General features: G+C 63.8%; 13 protein-coding genes. 3 read left to right on the top strand and 10 right to left on the bottom strand.

Translation table 11 applies throughout. From position 1 onward, the window contains the following. Positions 1 to 248: 248 nt before the first annotated feature. The gene (locus EGJ09_RS00880) at positions 249 to 1127 is read right to left on the bottom strand and encodes a DMT family transporter (RefSeq protein ID WP_012314122.1); all 879 of its coding nucleotides are present in this window, start codon (positions 1125 to 1127) and stop codon (positions 249 to 251) included. Between the two features lie 227 nt (positions 1128 to 1354). Between EGJ09_RS00880 and EGJ09_RS00875 the strand changes: the two genes are divergently transcribed. Further along, positions 1355 to 2179, top strand: coding sequence for an aldo/keto reductase (locus EGJ09_RS00875; protein ID WP_115275071.1), 825 nt, complete (start codon positions 1355 to 1357; stop codon positions 2177 to 2179). A 26-nt stretch (positions 2180 to 2205) separates the two neighbouring features. On the opposite strand, the gene EGJ09_RS00870 is transcribed toward EGJ09_RS00875, so the two are convergent. The 4 genes from EGJ09_RS00870 to EGJ09_RS00855 form a co-directional block, all read right to left on the bottom strand. Beyond that, positions 2206 to 4305 (bottom strand): bifunctional diguanylate cyclase/phosphodiesterase, encoded by a 2100-nt coding sequence (locus EGJ09_RS00870; protein WP_125922934.1) that lies wholly within the window; start codon positions 4303 to 4305, stop codon positions 2206 to 2208. A gap of 136 nt (positions 4306 to 4441) precedes the next feature. Next, the gene (locus EGJ09_RS00865; RefSeq protein WP_115275073.1) at positions 4442 to 4936 is read right to left on the bottom strand and encodes a GNAT family N-acetyltransferase; all 495 of its coding nucleotides are present in this window, start codon (positions 4934 to 4936) and stop codon (positions 4442 to 4444) included. Between the two features lie 120 nt (positions 4937 to 5056). Then, positions 5057 to 5269 carry a PLDc N-terminal domain-containing protein gene (locus EGJ09_RS00860; protein ID WP_012314118.1) on the bottom strand — a complete coding sequence of 71 codons (213 nt, stop codon included), beginning with the start codon at positions 5267 to 5269 and terminating at the stop codon, positions 5057 to 5059. A gap of 53 nt (positions 5270 to 5322) precedes the next feature. Further along, positions 5323 to 5802, bottom strand: a complete 480-nt coding sequence (locus EGJ09_RS00855) for a hypothetical protein (RefSeq protein WP_046785487.1) — start codon at positions 5800 to 5802, stop codon at positions 5323 to 5325. Positions 5803 to 5941: 139 nt separating this feature from the next. Here EGJ09_RS00855 and EGJ09_RS00850 point away from each other — a divergent pair, with 139 nt between their 5' ends. Further along, positions 5942 to 6949 (top strand): GlxA family transcriptional regulator, encoded by a 1008-nt coding sequence (locus tag EGJ09_RS00850; protein WP_046785488.1) that lies wholly within the window; start codon positions 5942 to 5944, stop codon positions 6947 to 6949. Between the two features lie 7 nt (positions 6950 to 6956). Here the strand turns inward: EGJ09_RS00850 and EGJ09_RS00845 are convergent, their stop codons facing one another. Continuing rightward, positions 6957 to 7628 carry a TetR/AcrR family transcriptional regulator gene (locus EGJ09_RS00845; RefSeq protein ID WP_012314115.1) on the bottom strand — a complete coding sequence of 224 codons (672 nt, stop codon included), beginning with the start codon at positions 7626 to 7628 and terminating at the stop codon, positions 6957 to 6959. Positions 7629 to 7801: 173 nt separating this feature from the next. Beyond that, the gene (gene quiC, locus EGJ09_RS00840) at positions 7802 to 9709 is read right to left on the bottom strand and encodes a 3-dehydroshikimate dehydratase QuiC (RefSeq protein WP_012314114.1); all 1908 of its coding nucleotides are present in this window, start codon (positions 9707 to 9709) and stop codon (positions 7802 to 7804) included. A gap of 493 nt (positions 9710 to 10202) precedes the next feature. Here quiC and EGJ09_RS00835 point away from each other — a divergent pair, with 493 nt between their 5' ends. Then, a complete protein-coding gene (locus tag EGJ09_RS00835; protein WP_046785490.1) occupies positions 10203 to 11576 on the top strand; it encodes an MFS transporter in 1374 nt (457 codons plus the stop codon). A gap of 35 nt (positions 11577 to 11611) precedes the next feature. Here the strand turns inward: EGJ09_RS00835 and EGJ09_RS00830 are convergent, their stop codons facing one another. From EGJ09_RS00830 to EGJ09_RS00820, 3 genes are all read right to left on the bottom strand, one after another. Continuing rightward, positions 11612 to 13024: a DOPA decarboxylase gene (locus tag EGJ09_RS00830; RefSeq protein ID WP_046785491.1), complete on the bottom strand. Its 1413-nt coding sequence runs from the start codon at positions 13022 to 13024 to the stop codon at positions 11612 to 11614. Positions 13025 to 13224: 200 nt separating this feature from the next. Further along, on the bottom strand, positions 13225 to 14169 hold the full coding sequence (locus tag EGJ09_RS00825; RefSeq protein WP_046785492.1) for a LysR family transcriptional regulator: 945 nt from the start codon (positions 14167 to 14169) through the stop codon (positions 13225 to 13227). A gap of 136 nt (positions 14170 to 14305) precedes the next feature. Continuing rightward, entirely contained in the window at positions 14306 to 15016 is a 711-nt protein-coding gene (locus EGJ09_RS00820; RefSeq protein WP_039603624.1) for a YebC/PmpR family DNA-binding transcriptional regulator, read from the bottom strand. Positions 15017 to 15091 lie beyond the last annotated feature (75 nt).

Below are 15091 nucleotides of genomic sequence, written 5' to 3'. Positions count from 1 at the left end.
CACATGGGCTCATGCCTACCCCTCATCAGGTCAGGTCGGTCACGTTCCGACAGGGGCTTGCGAAGCTGTCACGGCGTGGCGGCAGGGTCTTGCACCCAGGTGCTCTGACGCCGCCCGCAGGGGAATTCGCAGGGCCACGGTCAAGACTAGTCGAGCTTGGGCAGACTTCTAATAGAGTGGCTATTGGAGGGTGATAGGTAGGCTCTGTCAGGATTGCCGGGCAGGCGACAGCGCCCCCTGCCACCGGCTCACTTCCTGCGTTGCATCCAGGCAGCCCCAAGCCCACTCAGGCAGATGATGGCGATACCCAGCAAGGTGGTGCTATCGGGCACTTGCCCGTAGATCAGCAACCCCAGCAAGCCGGCAAACACGATCTGGCAATAACTGAACGGCGCCAGCAGAGCTGGCGCGGCGTGGCGGAAGGCCTGGGTCAGCAGCAGGTGCGCACTCATGCCGAAACCGCCCAGTGCCAGCATCAGCAGCGCGTGGTCCCAGCGCGGCAGCTCCCAGAAAAACGGCACCAACGCACTCATCACCAGCGTGTTGCACAGCCCGGCGTAGAAGTTGCTGGTGGTGGGGCTGTCATGGGCGGCGAGTATGCGCGTGAGCAACTGGTAGAAGCAAAAGCCTAGCGCCGAGCCGAAGGGGTACAGGATTGCCGGGGTGAACATCGCGCCACCGGGGTGCACCACCACCAGCACGCCGATGAAGCCCAGCACCACCGCCACCCATTGCCCTGGCGTGACGCGCTCCTTGAGCAGCGGCGCCGACAGCGCAGTGACCAGCACCGGGGCCAGGAAGTTGACCGAGGTCGCCTCGGCCAGCGGCAGGTACTGCAAGCCGGTGGTGAACAGCAGGCTGGTGCTGAGCAGGCTCAACGCGCGCAACGTCTGTAGCACCGGGCGCCGGGTGCGCAGCACATTCAGGCCGGATTTGGGCAGGAATATGCCGGCCATCAGTAGTGTGTGCACCAGGTAGCGGGCCCACACCACCATGATGATCGGGTAGAGCCCACCGAGGAATTTGGACAAGGCATCGTGGCTGGCGAACAGGAACGTGGCCACCACCACCAGGGCGATACCGCGCAGGGGGTGGTTGACTCCGGACAGCGGTGTGCTGGAACTCATGGCGTTCTCGATGGCGGCGCTGCGGCATGCAGCGCCAGGTGAAGGCAGTGCGACAACAGGGATTCTAGAAGAGATACGACGACTTAAGGAAGGTCAATTGACACGCCGGTTCAAGCCAATGTGTTTTCCGTTCGCTGATCGACCACTTTCAGCTCCCTACTCGTGGTCCCTGACAGGCGAAACGCGCACCATCGAACGTGGCCCTCGAACCCGAACAAGGAGTTTTCATGCATAGGCTCACCACCCGCAACGGCCTCGACCTACCCAGCATCGGCCTGGGCACCTGGCCGATGACCGGCGCCGAGTGCACGCGTGCAGTTCACCAGGCACTGGAGCTGGGTTACCGGCACATCGATACCGCCACCGCCTACGACAACGAAGCTGCTGTTGGCCAGGCGTTGCGCGACAGCAGCGTGCCACGCGAACAGATCCACCTGACCACCAAGGTCTGGTGGGACCGCCTGGCGCCCGAGGCCATGCGCCAATCCCTGGAGAACAGCCTGCGCGCCCTGGGCACCGAGCAGGTCGACCTGTTCCATATTCACTGGCCCGGCAAGGACTGGGACCTGGCCCGCAGCATCGAGACGCTGGTGGCCCTGCGTGACGAGGGCAAGGTACGCAGCATCGGCGTGGCCAACTTCCCCCTCGGCCTGCTGCGCCAAGTGATCGAAACGCTGGGCGCGCCGCTGGCGGCGATCCAGGTGGAATACCACGTGCTGCTCAGCCAGCAACCGCTGCTCGACTACGCCCGCCAGCACGACCTGCTGCTCACGGCGTATACCCCGCTGGCCCGCGGGCGGGCGGCGGCGCAGCCGGTGATCCAGGACATCGCCCGCAAGCATGGTGTGTTGCCGAGCCAGGTGGCGCTCAAGTGGTTGCTGGACCAGGACGGCGTGGCGGTGATCCCCAAGGCCAGCAGCCGCGAGAACCAGCTGAGCAACCTGGCGGCGCTGGATGTGCGCCTGGATGATCAGGATCGGGCGCTGATTGCCGGGTTGCCAAAGGATCAGCGGGTGGTGAACCCAGACTTTGCGCCGGACTGGAACAGCTGAATGCCAGGGGCCGCTTTGCGGCCCCTTCAACCCACCGCCAAAGCCACCTGCTTCAACCGCTCCCCCGCCGGCACCGGCCGCCCATACAAATAACCCTGAAAGTGCGAGCACCCCTCCGCCGCCAGGCGCTGCATCTGCTCTTCGGACTCCACCCCCTCTGCCGTGGTCTTGATCATCAGGCTGTTGGACAGCTCAGTGATCGCCCGGATGATGGACATCGCCTCGCGGCTGTCGCACATGTCATGCACGAACGACTTGTCGATTTTGATCCGGTCGAACGGGAACGAGCGCAGGTAACCGAGCGACGAATACCCGGTGCCGAAGTCATCCAGCGAAATCGACACCCCCAGGTCTTTCAGCGCGCGCAAGGTACGCACGTTCTCCTCGCTGTTGCCCAGCAGTACCGATTCGGTGATTTCCAGCTCCAGGCGCTGGGGCGCCAGGCCCGAGTCGGCCAGGGCCAGCGCCACGGTATGGACCAGGTTGGCGTTCTTGAACTGCACCGGTGACAGGTTGACCGACACCGTCTGCTCACTGTCCCAGCTGGCCGCCTCCTGGCACGCCAGGTTCAGCGCACGGGTGCCGAGTTCGTGGATCAGCCCGGTCTCCTCGGCAATGGGAATGAAGTCCATGGGCATGACCATGCCACGGGTCGGGTGCTCCCAGCGCAACAGCGCCTCGTAGCCAGTCACGCTGCTGGTCTGCTGGTCCACTATCGGCTGGTAATGCAGGTGCAACTGCCCAAGGTGCAGCGCAGTGCGCAGGTCGGTCTCGACCAGGCGGCGCTGGCGGGCGGCGACATCCAGTTCGACGTGGAAGCACTCGTAGCGGTTACGGCCATTGCGCTTGGCTTCGTAGAGGGCCATGTCGGCGTAACCGAGCAGCTGCTCGGCCTGCTCATTGTCATCGGGGGCGATGGCGATGCCGATGCTCACGCCCACCGTGAACTGGTGGCCTTCGATCTGGAACGGCGGGCAAATCGCTTCAATCAGGCGCTTCGCCGTATTGCAGGCAGCCTCGCGGCCGTCCAGGCCAGTCAGCACCACGGCGAACTCGTCGCCGCCCAAACGGGCCAGGGTGTCTTGCTCGCGCAGCTCGCGGCGCAGGCGCTTGCCCAGGGCGCGCAGCAGCTTGTCGCCGAAAGCATGGCCGAGGGAGTCGTTGATGTTCTTGAAGTTGTCCAGGTCCAGGCACAGCGCTGCGGTCAGCTTGTCGTTCTGATGGCCGCGCACCAGTGCCTGCTTGAGCCGCTCGTTGAACAGTGTGCGGTTGGGCAAACCGGTCAGCGCGTCGTGGTGCGCCATGTGGTGGATCTGGGCGTGGGCGGCCAGTTCCTCGGTGGCGTCTTCTGCCACGAACAACACATAGTCGGCCTGGCCCTCGCGGTTCTGGCTGAGCAGTGCGCGGCTGCGCAAGGTACGCGGGCCACAGGCGGTATCGACCCGGGTTTCAGCAGCATAACCCTTGGGGTTGCGCGCGCCACGGGCGAGCTGCTGTTCCAGGTAGTCAGCCGCAGCCGGTGCCAGGCACTCACCCGGCAACTGGCCGATCATGCTGCTGCCGCGACCACCGAACAGGCGTTCGGCCTGCTGGTTGGCCAACAGGATGCGCTGGCTTTCCAGGTCCTGGACGATAACGCTGGCGGGAATGTTGGCGATCACCGAATCAAGGAACTGCGAGAGCTTGGTCATCTCCTGGCTGTACTGTTCAGCCAGCTCCTTGGCCTGCAACAGCTCCAGTTCCTGCTGGCGCCGCTCGGAAATGTCGCGGGTGACCTTGGCGAAGCCAATCAGATGGCCGTTGTCATCGCGCACCGCCTCGATCACCACGTGGGCATGAAAGGTCGAGCCGTCCTTGCGCAGGCGTGCGCCGGTTTCTTCGAAGCGGCCCGTGTCGCGCGCCTGCGCAAGGTTCTGCTCGGGCAGGCCGGCGACGCGCTCGGCTTCGCTGTAGAACAGCGAGTAGTGCTTGCCGACGATTTCGTCGGCAAGGTAACCCTTGGCCCGCTGGGCGCCCGGGTTCCAGTTGGCGACGATACCGTCGGGGGTGAGCAGGTAGATGGCATAGTCCACCACGCTCTGGATCAACAGCCGATACATGATGTCGGGGCTTGCGACTAGCGACATGAAAATTTCCCTGAACCTGCAACGCGCACGAAAAGGAACCCCAGGCCAGAGCGACCGGGTCTTGAATACGAGGTAATGGCATTATGCCGCTTGAGTGGATTTTGTGAAGTGGCTCACAGTTTTTTGCCAGCGCCGCTCAGTGGTAAGCGGACGTAACCTTATAGGTGAGCAGGTCCGGGTCATCACCCAGCACGATTTGCTGCACCGGCCGCGGCAAGTCGGCCACGACGGCTTTGCAGAAGGCAACGGCGGTGGGGTCCGGCGCATAGCAGCGCAGGAGCCAGTCTCCGGCACCGCTGAGCAACTGCAGCGCGACCGCACGGCCAATACCCTGCCGGCGGTAGCGCTTGAGGATGAACAGGTCGGCCAGTTCACTGGCATTGATGCCAGGCAGCTCGCTGCGCTCGACCAGCACGAAACCGGCAATGAAACCATCCACCAGTACCAGGTTTGCGCTCCAACCGTTTGCAAGCCAATAGCGCTGCAGGTGCTCTTCGTGAATGTAGAAGCGCCCGTCTACCTCGACGTCTTCCTGCTCCCAGTCAGAGGACTCGTAGGCATAGAACTGATAGAGATTACGGATCAGGTCGGCCTGGTCGCGGGTAGTGGTGAGCAATTCGATGGGCAGCATGGGGGGCTCGGGCACAGGGGTGGTTGAAAGGCTTTCATGTTGAAAGTACCGGCCCCCAGATTATGGCTCAACTCAGCGCCATGAACGGCATCAGGCGCCCCGCACCTGATGCCGTGCCCCTCACTTTTCTTGCAGTACCGCCCTGCCCTTCACTGCCCGCGGCCCGCGCCAGGCCCAGAACAGCAACCCGGGGAACGGGGCGTAGACGACGAAGACGATCCATAGCATCTTGCGCTCCGCGCGCCGTTCGCTGCCGATGATGTGCCAGATGGCGAAGATCTCCAGCAAGATGACCAAGGCCGCGACAATGATCCAGATCGTTCCGATTTCCATGAGCACTCTCCCGTTGGCATGTAAAGGGTTGGGTTACTGCCAGCGGCAAGGGTTCATTCGGATTTACTTGCCTGGGCCTTCTCCAGTGCAGCCTTCAAAGCCTTCGCATCAGCGAACTCCTGCTGGCTGACCAACGCACCCTGCTCAAGCTGCAACCACAGCACCTTGCCTTCCTGCCCAGGATAGCGGCTGGCCACCTGCCCTTCACGATCAAGCATAACCCGGTAGTTGTAATCACGCATGGCCGGGATGGCGAACAGCTTGCTGATCAGCGCCGGCATGCGCTGGATATCCGCCACAAACACCGCATCGCGCGACTCCAGGTAGCCCTTGGGCTGTTCAGCCAGGGCCGCCTTCACCAGCTTGGCGCCGTCCATGTCGCGGGCCACCAGCAGCACATGCGTGCCGGCGTCCAGGGTATAGGGCTGGTCATGCTGGTCGAGCAGCGTCCACGGTGCGAGCTTTTCCCCGGTTTGCAGGGCGTTTGCCACCAGTGGCAGCAGGCTGAACAACAGGGCGACGGCGTATTTCATCGAGGTTCTCCAGGTGGGAGGCGCCAGCATAGCCCAGTTGCCTCAATACGACCTCCAATACCACAGGCCCACCCAGGCGATTGTCTTTCCCCTAGCTACCGGCCACACTCGCCAGGCCATCCAGGAAGCGGAGTCCAGAGTGCCCACCCCACGCCAGTTCAGCAAGAAGACCAGCACCACCAACATGCTGCGGCTCAAGGCCACCGCGGGCAGCCCCCAGGCGCCCTACCGCGTCGACTTCGTCCTGCTCAAACACTTCTCCATGGCCAGTTTCACCGTGGCCATGGACGTGCTGGTCACCGCCAACCTGCTGCGCGCCGACAGCTTCAGCTTCACCCCACTGTCGCTGGACGGCGACCGGGTGCTGAGCGACCTGGGCCTGGAGCTGGTGGCCACTGACCTTGTTGCCAGCGAACTGAAAGCACTTGACCTGCTGATCATCTGCGGAGGCTTGCGCACACCGCTGAAGTACCCTGAACTGGATCGCCTGCTGGATGACTGCGCCGCCCACGGCAAGGCCCTGGGCGGGCTATGGAACGGCGCCTGGTTTCTTGGCCGCGCCGGGGTACTGGATGACTATGGCTGCAGTATCCACCCCGAGCAGCGCGCCAGCCTGTCCGAGCGCAGCCCGCAGACACGCATCACCCCGGCCAGCTTCACCCTGGACCGTGACCGGCTCAGCGCCGCCAGCCCCAATGGCGCCATGGAACTGATGCTCGGCCTGGTCCGCCGCCTTTACGGTGACGGCCTGGCAGAAGGCGTCGAAGAAATCCTGTCGTTCTCCGGCGCCCGCTACCGGCAGGTCGGCCCGGGGGCGAAAAAGTCGATGAGCCTGCACCTGCGCACCATCGTCGAGCTGATGGAGAACAACCTCGAGGAAACCCTCAGCCTCGACCAGTTGGCGGCCTACAGCGGCCGCTCGCGGCGGCAGATCGACCGCCTGTTCCAGGCCCAGTTGGGCACCTCGCCGCGGCGCTACTACATGGAACTGCGCATCACCAAGAGCCGCCGCCTGCTGCAGTACTCCGACCTGTCGGTGATGGAGGTTGCGGTGGCCTGCGGCTTTGTTTCGGTGTCGCACTTCAGCAAGTGCTACGCGGCCTACTTCGGCTACCCGCCGTCACGTGAGCAACGGCTGGGCGAGTGAACGGCACTCAGGCCTGGATGTAACGCATCACTGCTTCGCAGATCATGGCCTTGTGGCGCAGTTTGACCTGCTCATCCAGCAGGTCGATCTGGAAGATATCGCCGAAAGTATGGCGGTTCGAGACCCGATAGAAGCAGAACGCGCTCATCAGCATGTGCAGGTCGATGACCTCGATGCCCGGGCGGAACACCCCCTCTTGCACGCCACGCTCCAGCGTGCGGCCCAGCGCCTGCAGCACCAGGCTGCTCATCTCGCGGATGGCCGGGGTTTTCTTCACGTACTCGCCGTAGTGGATGTTTTCGGTGCAGACCATGCGCACGAAATCGACGTTGCGGTCGTGGTGGTCGAAGGTGAACTCGGTCAGGCGCTGGATGGCCTGCTCGGCCGGCAGCGACTCCAGGTCCAGGCGGTGCTCGGTCTTGCGGATGTCGCCGTACAGCTTGACCAGGCACTCGACGTACAGCTGCTCCTTGCTGCCGAAGTAGTAGTAGATCATGCGCTTGGAGGTGGCTGTGCGCTCGGCGATGGCATCCACCCGCGCGCCCGCCAGGCCTTGCTGGACGAACTCGTTGATGGCGGCCTGGAGGATGTCCTCGCGGGTTTTTTCAGGGTTGTTCTTGCGCGACTTGCGTGTCCCTTCGATCTCGGGCTGGCCGAGGGGGGCAACGGGATTGCTCATAGCTGCTCACGGGGTATTTATTGGGATTTGGACGGGATTATCCGTGAGTGGAGGGTTGGAAGGAAGCGCGCTGTTGATCGGGTGGGCAGGATTGGCGGGGGCCCAGCCTGAGCCCCTTGATCAAGCGCTGCACAGGCAGCGCCCGATCTCACAAGCCGTGAACCCTTGGGCCGTTACAGCACCGGCTTGCGCGCCGCTCCGCTGCGCCGCTTGGCCATCGCCGCCAAACGCACAGGAACGTTGGCCGCACCGTACCCGGCATACCCCCCCTTGCGCTGGATGATTTCAAAGAAGAACCGGTCCTCGAACGCCTCGGTGTATACGTGGAACAGCTCGCCACCCTGGGCATCGCGGTCATACAGCACGTTGTAGTACGCCAGCTCGCTGAGGAACTCGTCGTCGAAATCGAAACGCGCCGCCAGATCGTCGTAGTAATTGAGCGGAATTTCCAGCAACGGCACACCGGCTTCCTTCGCCCGGGCCACTTCCTTGAAGATGTCGGCACAATCGAAGGCGATATGGTGAACGCCCGACCCGCGATAGCTCGACAGCGCGTGGGCGATGGCGGTGTTGCGGTTTTCCGAGATGTTCAGCGGCAGGCGCAGGCTGCCGCACTGGCTGCGCAGGGCGCGGCTTTTGACCAGGCCGTACGGGTCGGGCAACACCACTTCATCATCTGCGGCAAAGTCGAACAGGCTCTTGTAGAACAGCACCCAGCTGTCCAGCGACTCGGCCGGCAAGGCCAGGGCCATGTGGTCGATGCGCTGCAGGCCACCGGTGCTGCTGGCGCTCTGGTCCAGGCGGAAGTCGGTGTCGTACAGCGACGGGCCTTCCTTGCCCTGCTCCACCAGGTAGATCAGGCTGCCATCCGGGGCGCGTACTGCAGGCACCTCACATTCGTTGGGGCCGACCAGCCCACGGAACGGCTGGCCGCGGAAGTCGGTGGCGCGTTGCAGCGCCGCGTGCTCGTCCTTGACCCGCAGCGCGGTGGCGCACAACGATGGGCCGTGGGCCTCGAAGAAGTTGTGGCCAAAGGAGTAGGGCTCGGCATTGAGCACGATGTTGATGTCGTTCTGGCGCAGCAGGCGTACGTCCTTGCTGCGGTGCTTGCCGGCGTCGGCAAAACCCAGGCGCTTGAGCCAGCTGCCCAGACGCGCGCCGACCGCTTCGTCCACGGCAAATTCGAGGAATTCCACGCCGTCGTAGGTACTGGCGGCGGGCGGTGCGAACAGCACACCCGGCTCGATCGCAGTGCCCTCCTGTTGCAGGCGTAGGCGGGTCTGTTCCTCCAGGTACAACAGCGAACGCAGGCCATCGGCGGCGTTCTGGCGCGGTGGTGCGGCGCGGAAGCCGTCGTTGAAGATTTCCAGCGACAGCGGGCCGCGATAACCGGTGGCCAGGATCGGCGCGAGGAAACCGGCCAGGTCCATTTCGCCCTGCCCCGGGAAGCAGCGGAAGTGGCGGCTCCACTCCAGCACATCCATGGCCAGGATCGGCGCGTCGGCCATCTGCACGAAAAAGATCTTGTCGCCGGGGATGTCGCGGATCGCGGCAGGGTCGCCCTTGAGCGACAGGGTGTGGAAGCTGTCGAGGATCACGCCCAGCGCCGGGTGGTCGGCCTGGCGCACCAGGTTCCACACTTGCTGGTAGGTGTTGACGTGACGGCCCCAAGCCAGGGCTTCGTAGCCGATGCGCATGCCGCGTTGGCCGGCGTGCTCGGCGAGCAGGCGCAGGTCGTCCACCAGCAGTTGTTCTTCGCCCAGGGCGTCGGCCTGCACGTTGCTGCACACCAGCACCAGGTCGGTGCCCAGCTCTTGCATCAGGTCGAACTTGCGCTCGGCGCGGTCGATGTTCTTCTGCAGGCGGTCGCGGCGGCAGCCTTCAAAATCGCGGAACGGCTGGAACAGGGTGATGGCGATGCCGAGGTCGGCGCACATCTGCCGCACCTCGCGCGGGCTGCCGGCATAATAGAGAAGATCATTTTCGAAGATCTCGACGCCGTCGAACCCGGCGGCGGCGATGGCTTCGAGCTTTTCCGGCAGTGTGCCGCTCAAGGACACGGTGGCTATCGAACGCTGCATGGTGGAATTCCTTGTTATGGGGCTACTGGGCTGGAAGCTGGGGCTAAGCAACACACCATCAGACTTCTTGGCATGATGAATTATTCGCAGGTAAAGTCATGGCAGCAATCACTTTGTACGGAACGGTTAGTTTTGCGTTCGATTACCGCACAAAACCCGTTTTGGCGAATTGATTCACTGCCACCCCTGCGCAACCATGAGACCAGACGCAGGCACACCGACCACCACTTTCTGCCCAGTGGCCGTTCGGCACAACCTGCGCTCACAAGCCCAGCGCCACGACATAATAAGTTCAATAAAACGGGTACAGACCTATGCAAACATCCCTCGCCTTGCAACCCGCACCTGCTCGATCGTTGTCTCCAAACAGACTTGGCTCGCGATCGTCGGCCCTTTAAGCACCCACATACTCCCGATAGCGATCGCACACCCACTGGCTTGCCGCCTGACGGCACCGGCTGTGCGGCGACCAACAAAAACAACGGAGACAACGATGGCTAACTCCAGCTCTCAAGCCAAGAAAGCGACCGCCAGCGGATGGATAGGCTCGGCACTCGAGTACTACGACTTTTTCATCTATGCCCAGGCTGCGGCACTGATCTTCCCGCAGATCTTCTTCCCCAACACCGACCCCAAGATGGCGATCATCGCCTCGCTGGCCACCTACGGCGTGGGTTACCTGGCCCGTCCGGTCGGCGCCTTCGTGCTCGGCCACTGGGGTGATACCCGCGGGCGCAAGAACGTGCTGCTGCTGTGCATGTTCCTGATGGGCATTTCGACCATGGCCGTGGGCCTGCTGCCTACCTACCACGATATCGGCATGCTCGCCCCGGCCTTGCTGGTGCTGCTGCGCCTGGTCCAGGGCTTTGCCGTGGCCGGTGAAATCTCCGGGGCCAGTTCGATGATCATGGAGCACGCACCGTTCGGGCGGCGCGGCTACTTCGCCAGCTTTACCTTGCAGGGCGTCCAGGCCGGCCAGGTAATGGCGGCGGCGGTGTTCCTGCCACTGGCCTACTTCATGCCCAGCGAGGCGTTCAACGACTGGGGCTGGCGCATTCCGTTCCTGATGAGCGCCATCGTGCTGATCGCAGGCTTCATCATCCGTAAGGAAGTGCACGAAACTCCGGCCTTCGTGAAGGAAGAGAAGCAGGACAAGGTTGCCAAGTCGCCAATCAGCGAGGCCTTCCGCCACAGCTGGAAGCACATGGTGCTGGTGATGTTCATGGCCTTGATGAACGTGATCCCGGTAGTTGCCACCATCTTCGGCGCGGCCTACGCGGTACAGCCGGCCTACGGCATCGGCTTCGACAAGAGCGTGTACCTGTGGATCCCAGTGGTGGGCAACATCGTTGCAGTGCTGGTTATCCCGTTCGTGGGCAATCTTTCCGACAAGATCGGCCGTCGCCCGACCATGATCGCCGGTTGCCTGGGCTCAGGCCTGCTGGCCTTCGTTTACCTGTATGCAATCAGCATCCAGAACGTGCCGCTGGCCTTCGCTACCTCGATCCTGATGTGGGGCATGGTCTACCAAGGCTACAACGCGGTGTTCCCAAGCTTCTTCCCTGAGCTGTTCAACACCCGCTACCGCGTGTCGGCCATGGCCATTGCCCAGAACATCGGCACCATGCTGACTGCGATGCTGCCGGCGTTGTTCGCCCTGGTAGCGCCACCAGGCTCGGATAACATTCCGCTGGTGGTTGGCGGCCTGGCGTTCTTCATCACCTGCGTATGTGCCCTGGCAGCGTATGTCGCGCCGGAAACCCATCGCCTGGCGATGGAAGACCTGGGCAACCCGCAGGCCAAGCCGATGGACAAGGAAGCCTATGAGGCCAGCCGCAAGGGTAGCCTTCAGACAGTGAGCCACTGACAGACGCAAGGGGCCGCACTGCGGCCCCAAGCATTTCAGCCGTTGACCACTGCCTGCAAGCGCTGCCACAACCGCTCGACATGCTCGCGCTCAGTGGGCAGCGCCCCCACCGAAACCCGCACCATCCAGCGCCCGTTCAAGGTCGCCGGCGTGACATAAGCCTCACCGGAGGCATTGAGCCGCTCAGCCCATGCCTTGGTATGCGCATCCAGCGCCTCCCCTTCCAGCCCCCCAGGCCGATGCACAATGCACAAGGTCTGCAACTGTACCGGCGCCAACAACGCCCACTCCCCTGCCGCCTCAACCTGTTCGGCCAGCCAACGGGCATTGTCCAGGTCGCGCCGCAAGCGCTGCTGCAACGCCTCGACCCCCTCGCTGCGCAACATGAACCACAGCTTCAGCGCGCGGAAGCGACGCCCCAGCGGGATGCCCCAGTCACGCAGGTTCTTCACCTCACCATCGACCGCCGACTGTAGGTAGCTGGGGTTGGTGCTCATCACCCGGATCAGGTGCTGCGGGTCTCGCACGTAGTAGATCGAACAGTCGAACGCCACCCCCAACCATTTGTGCGCGTTGACTACCACAGAGTCGGCCAGCTCGATGCCGTCCCACATCCAGCGGCATTCGGGCAGGATCATCGCTGAGCCGGCCATGGCTGAATCGACGTGCAGCCACAGCCCCTGGGCCTGGGCGATTTCGCCAATCTGGCGCAAGGGGTCCAGCGCCGTGGTGGTGGTCGTGCCGGTGGTAGCGACCACTGCGCAGGGTTGGTTGCCTTCGGCCAGGTCCTGTTCGATGGCCGCCAACAAGGCATCGGGGCGCATGGCGAACTGCTCGTCGGTGGCGATCAGGCGGATGTTGGTGCGGCCGAAACCGGCCAGCAGCGCGGCCTTGTCCACCGAACTGTGGGCGTGGGCGCTGACATACACGATCAGCGGTTTGGCTTCGGCTTGCAGGCCGCCACGCACCAGGGCGTAGTCGGTGGCACGTTCACGGGCACAGATCAGCGCGACCAAGGTGCTGGTAGACGCTGTGTCCTGAATCACGCCGCTCCACTGCCCCGACAGGCCCAGCAACTGGCGTACCCAGTCCAGAGTGGTTTCCTCCAGCTCGCTCAGCGCAGGGCTCGATTGCCATGACAGGCCCAGCACACCCAGGCCCGTGCTGAGAAAATCGCCGAGCACCGAGGACAAGGTGCCGTTGGACGGGAAGTAGCCATAGAAATCGGGGTGTTGCCAATGCGACAGGCCTGGCATCACCAGCGTGTTGACGTCATCGAGGATCGCTTCGAACGGCTCGCCCTGTTGCGGGGCGCCGGCAGGCAAGGCAGCTTTAAGGTAGCCGGGCTCGACCTGGGCCATCACCGGGCGGTCACCGACGCTCTGGCGGTAATCGGCGATCAGGTCGATCAATTGATGGCCGTACTGGCGGAATTGTTCTGGGGTCACGCGCGGTCTCCTGTGGGTTGTCCGCTGTCAGGCCCACCCCCATCGCCGGCAAGCCGGCTCCCACAGGTACTGCACTGGGCTTGAAGGCTCTGGGCACCTGTGGGAGCCGGCTTGCCGGCGATGGGGGCATCACCAACAGCACAAGGGCCCCAGTCTAGGCGCCTGCCGCCACGCCAATAACCCCGCTTGGCGCATACCTGCTATGGCAAAGCCGCATGCCCACCCTGCACGCCGAACTGAGACTGGCGCCACAGCTCGAACACCCGGTTGCGCAACCAGCGGTGCTCGGCCGACGCCTGCAGGCGCTGGTGCCACACCACCCAGTAGCGCTGGGTATGCTCCACAAACCCCAGCGGCCGCCAGGCCAGGCCATGCAGCCGGCACAGTTGGCAGGCAATATGCTCGGGCACCGTCGCCAGCGCCTGGCTGTTGCCAATGACCTGCACGGTGGCCGAGAAGAACGGCACTTCCAGGCTGATGCGCCGCTGCAGCCCCTGGGTGCGCAGGTGGCGGTCGATGAAGCTGTCCTTGTCGCCACCGCCGGAGATGCGCACGTGCTTGAAGGCCAGGTAGTCGTCCTGGCTCAGCACTTCGCAGGCCGCCAGCGGATGGTCCCGGCGCATCAGGCACACCGCACGGTCCTCGCCAAGCAGGCGACCGTGCAGGTTGGCCGGCGATTCGTCGAACAGCGTGGTCGCAAGGTCGATCTCGCCGCTGGCGAGCAAAGCGTATTGCCCGGCCTGCCAGGTGCGGTAGTCGATGCTCACGCCCGGTGCTTCCTGCTCCAGCGCCGCCACCAGCAGCGGCAGCATGTGCTCTGCAACATAGTCGGACGCGGCCAGGCAGAAGCGCCGCTCGCAACGGGCCGGATCGAACGCGGCCGGCTGGCGCAGGGCCTGAAGCTCTTCAAGCACCTGGCGCAGCGGCTCGACCAGGGCTTGGGCGTACTCGCTGAGCACGTAGCCACGGCCCTGGCGCACCAGCAATGGGTCGTCGAAGGCTTCGCGCAGATGGGCCAGCTGGCGGCTCAACGCCGACTGGCTGACGCCCAGGCGCTCGGCGGCGTGGCTGAGGTTTTTCAGCTGCAGGAGGCAGTCGAGGGTACGCAGGTGGGCGAGGCTGAGGGAGGCGAAGGTTGGGTTCATGCAGGCTTCCCCAGGCTGAACACAGGCCCATTCGCCGGCAAGCCGGCCCACACAAGTACCGCGCAGAACCTGAGCTTTGCACTGTACCTGTGGGAGCCGGCTTGCCGGCGATTGGGCCGCAAAGCGGCCCCGTCTTTTACTCGGTCAGGCCAACGTAGACGTTCTGTACGTCGTCGTTCTCGTCGATCGCCTCGAGGAACGCCTCGACTTCAGCCAGTGCCTCGGCACTGAGGCTGGCAGCGCTCACCGGGTTCTTCGGGGTGTAGCCGATCTTGGCCGAGGAGACGGTGAAACCATGCTCGGGCAGGGCTTTCTGCACTGCATCCAGGTCGGTGGTGTCCGTGATGAACAGGGTCGAGCCCTCTTCTTCACCTTCTTCAAAGTCCTGGGCACCGGCTTCGATGGCGGCCATTTCCGGGTCGGCATCGCCGTCGGGCATGGCTTCGATCAGGCCCACATGGTTGAAGTCCCAGGCCACCGAACCGCTGGCACCCAGCTGGCCCTTGCGGAACAGCACGCGAATCTGCGCGACGGTGCGGTTGACGTTGTCGGTCAGGCACTCGACGATCAGCGGCACCTGGTGCGGCGCGAAACCTTCGTAAGTCACCGCCTGGTACTGCACGGCATCACCGTCCAGGCCCGCGCCCTTGCGGATTGCCCGGTCCAGGGTCTCGCGGGTCATGGAAGCCTTCTTGGCTTGCACGATGGCCAGGCGCAGGCGTGGGTTCATGTCGGGGTCGGCGCCCGACCTGGCTGCGATCTGGATTTCCTTGGACAGCTTGCCCATGATCTTGCCCTTGGCATTGGCAGCTGTTTCTCTATGCTTGGCTTTCCACTGTGCGCCCATGTCGACTCTCTTGTTTCAGCGGCCGGTTCAGGAAGCGACCGGCCAAAAAGTGGGAGCAGTTTATACGCCCTCGGG

Source organism: Pseudomonas sp. p106 (assembly GCF_003936645.1).
GTDB classification, from domain to species: domain Bacteria; phylum Pseudomonadota; class Gammaproteobacteria; order Pseudomonadales; family Pseudomonadaceae; genus Aquipseudomonas; species Aquipseudomonas putida_E.
The sequence above is the reverse complement of the archived record's forward strand: the minus strand, read 5'-3'. Positions and strand labels throughout refer to the sequence as shown.

Excerpts from the sequence above, each read along its gene's own strand:
- EGJ09_RS00875 (WP_115275071.1), top strand. The coding sequence starts at position 1,355 with ATGCATAGGCTCACCACCCGCAACGGCCTCGACCTACCCAGCATCGGC.
- quiC (WP_012314114.1), bottom strand. The coding sequence starts at position 9,709 with ATGCAGCGTTCGATAGCCACCGTGTCCTTGAGCGGCACACTGCCGGAA.
- EGJ09_RS00855 (WP_046785487.1), bottom strand. The coding sequence starts at position 5,802 with ATGAAATACGCCGTCGCCCTGTTGTTCAGCCTGCTGCCACTGGTGGCA.
- EGJ09_RS00860 (WP_012314118.1), bottom strand. The coding sequence starts at position 5,269 with ATGGAAATCGGAACGATCTGGATCATTGTCGCGGCCTTGGTCATCTTG.
- EGJ09_RS00835 (WP_046785490.1), top strand. The coding sequence starts at position 10,203 with ATGGCTAACTCCAGCTCTCAAGCCAAGAAAGCGACCGCCAGCGGATGG.
- EGJ09_RS00865 (WP_115275073.1), bottom strand. The coding sequence starts at position 4,936 with ATGCTGCCCATCGAATTGCTCACCACTACCCGCGACCAGGCCGACCTG.
- EGJ09_RS00880 (WP_012314122.1), bottom strand. The coding sequence starts at position 1,127 with ATGAGTTCCAGCACACCGCTGTCCGGAGTCAACCACCCCCTGCGCGGT.
- EGJ09_RS00870 (WP_125922934.1), bottom strand. The coding sequence starts at position 4,305 with ATGTCGCTAGTCGCAAGCCCCGACATCATGTATCGGCTGTTGATCCAG.
- EGJ09_RS00845 (WP_012314115.1), bottom strand. The coding sequence starts at position 7,628 with ATGAGCAATCCCGTTGCCCCCCTCGGCCAGCCCGAGATCGAAGGGACA.
- EGJ09_RS00820 (WP_039603624.1), bottom strand. The coding sequence starts at position 15,016 with ATGGGCGCACAGTGGAAAGCCAAGCATAGAGAAACAGCTGCCAATGCC.
- EGJ09_RS00825 (WP_046785492.1), bottom strand. The coding sequence starts at position 14,169 with ATGAACCCAACCTTCGCCTCCCTCAGCCTCGCCCACCTGCGTACCCTC.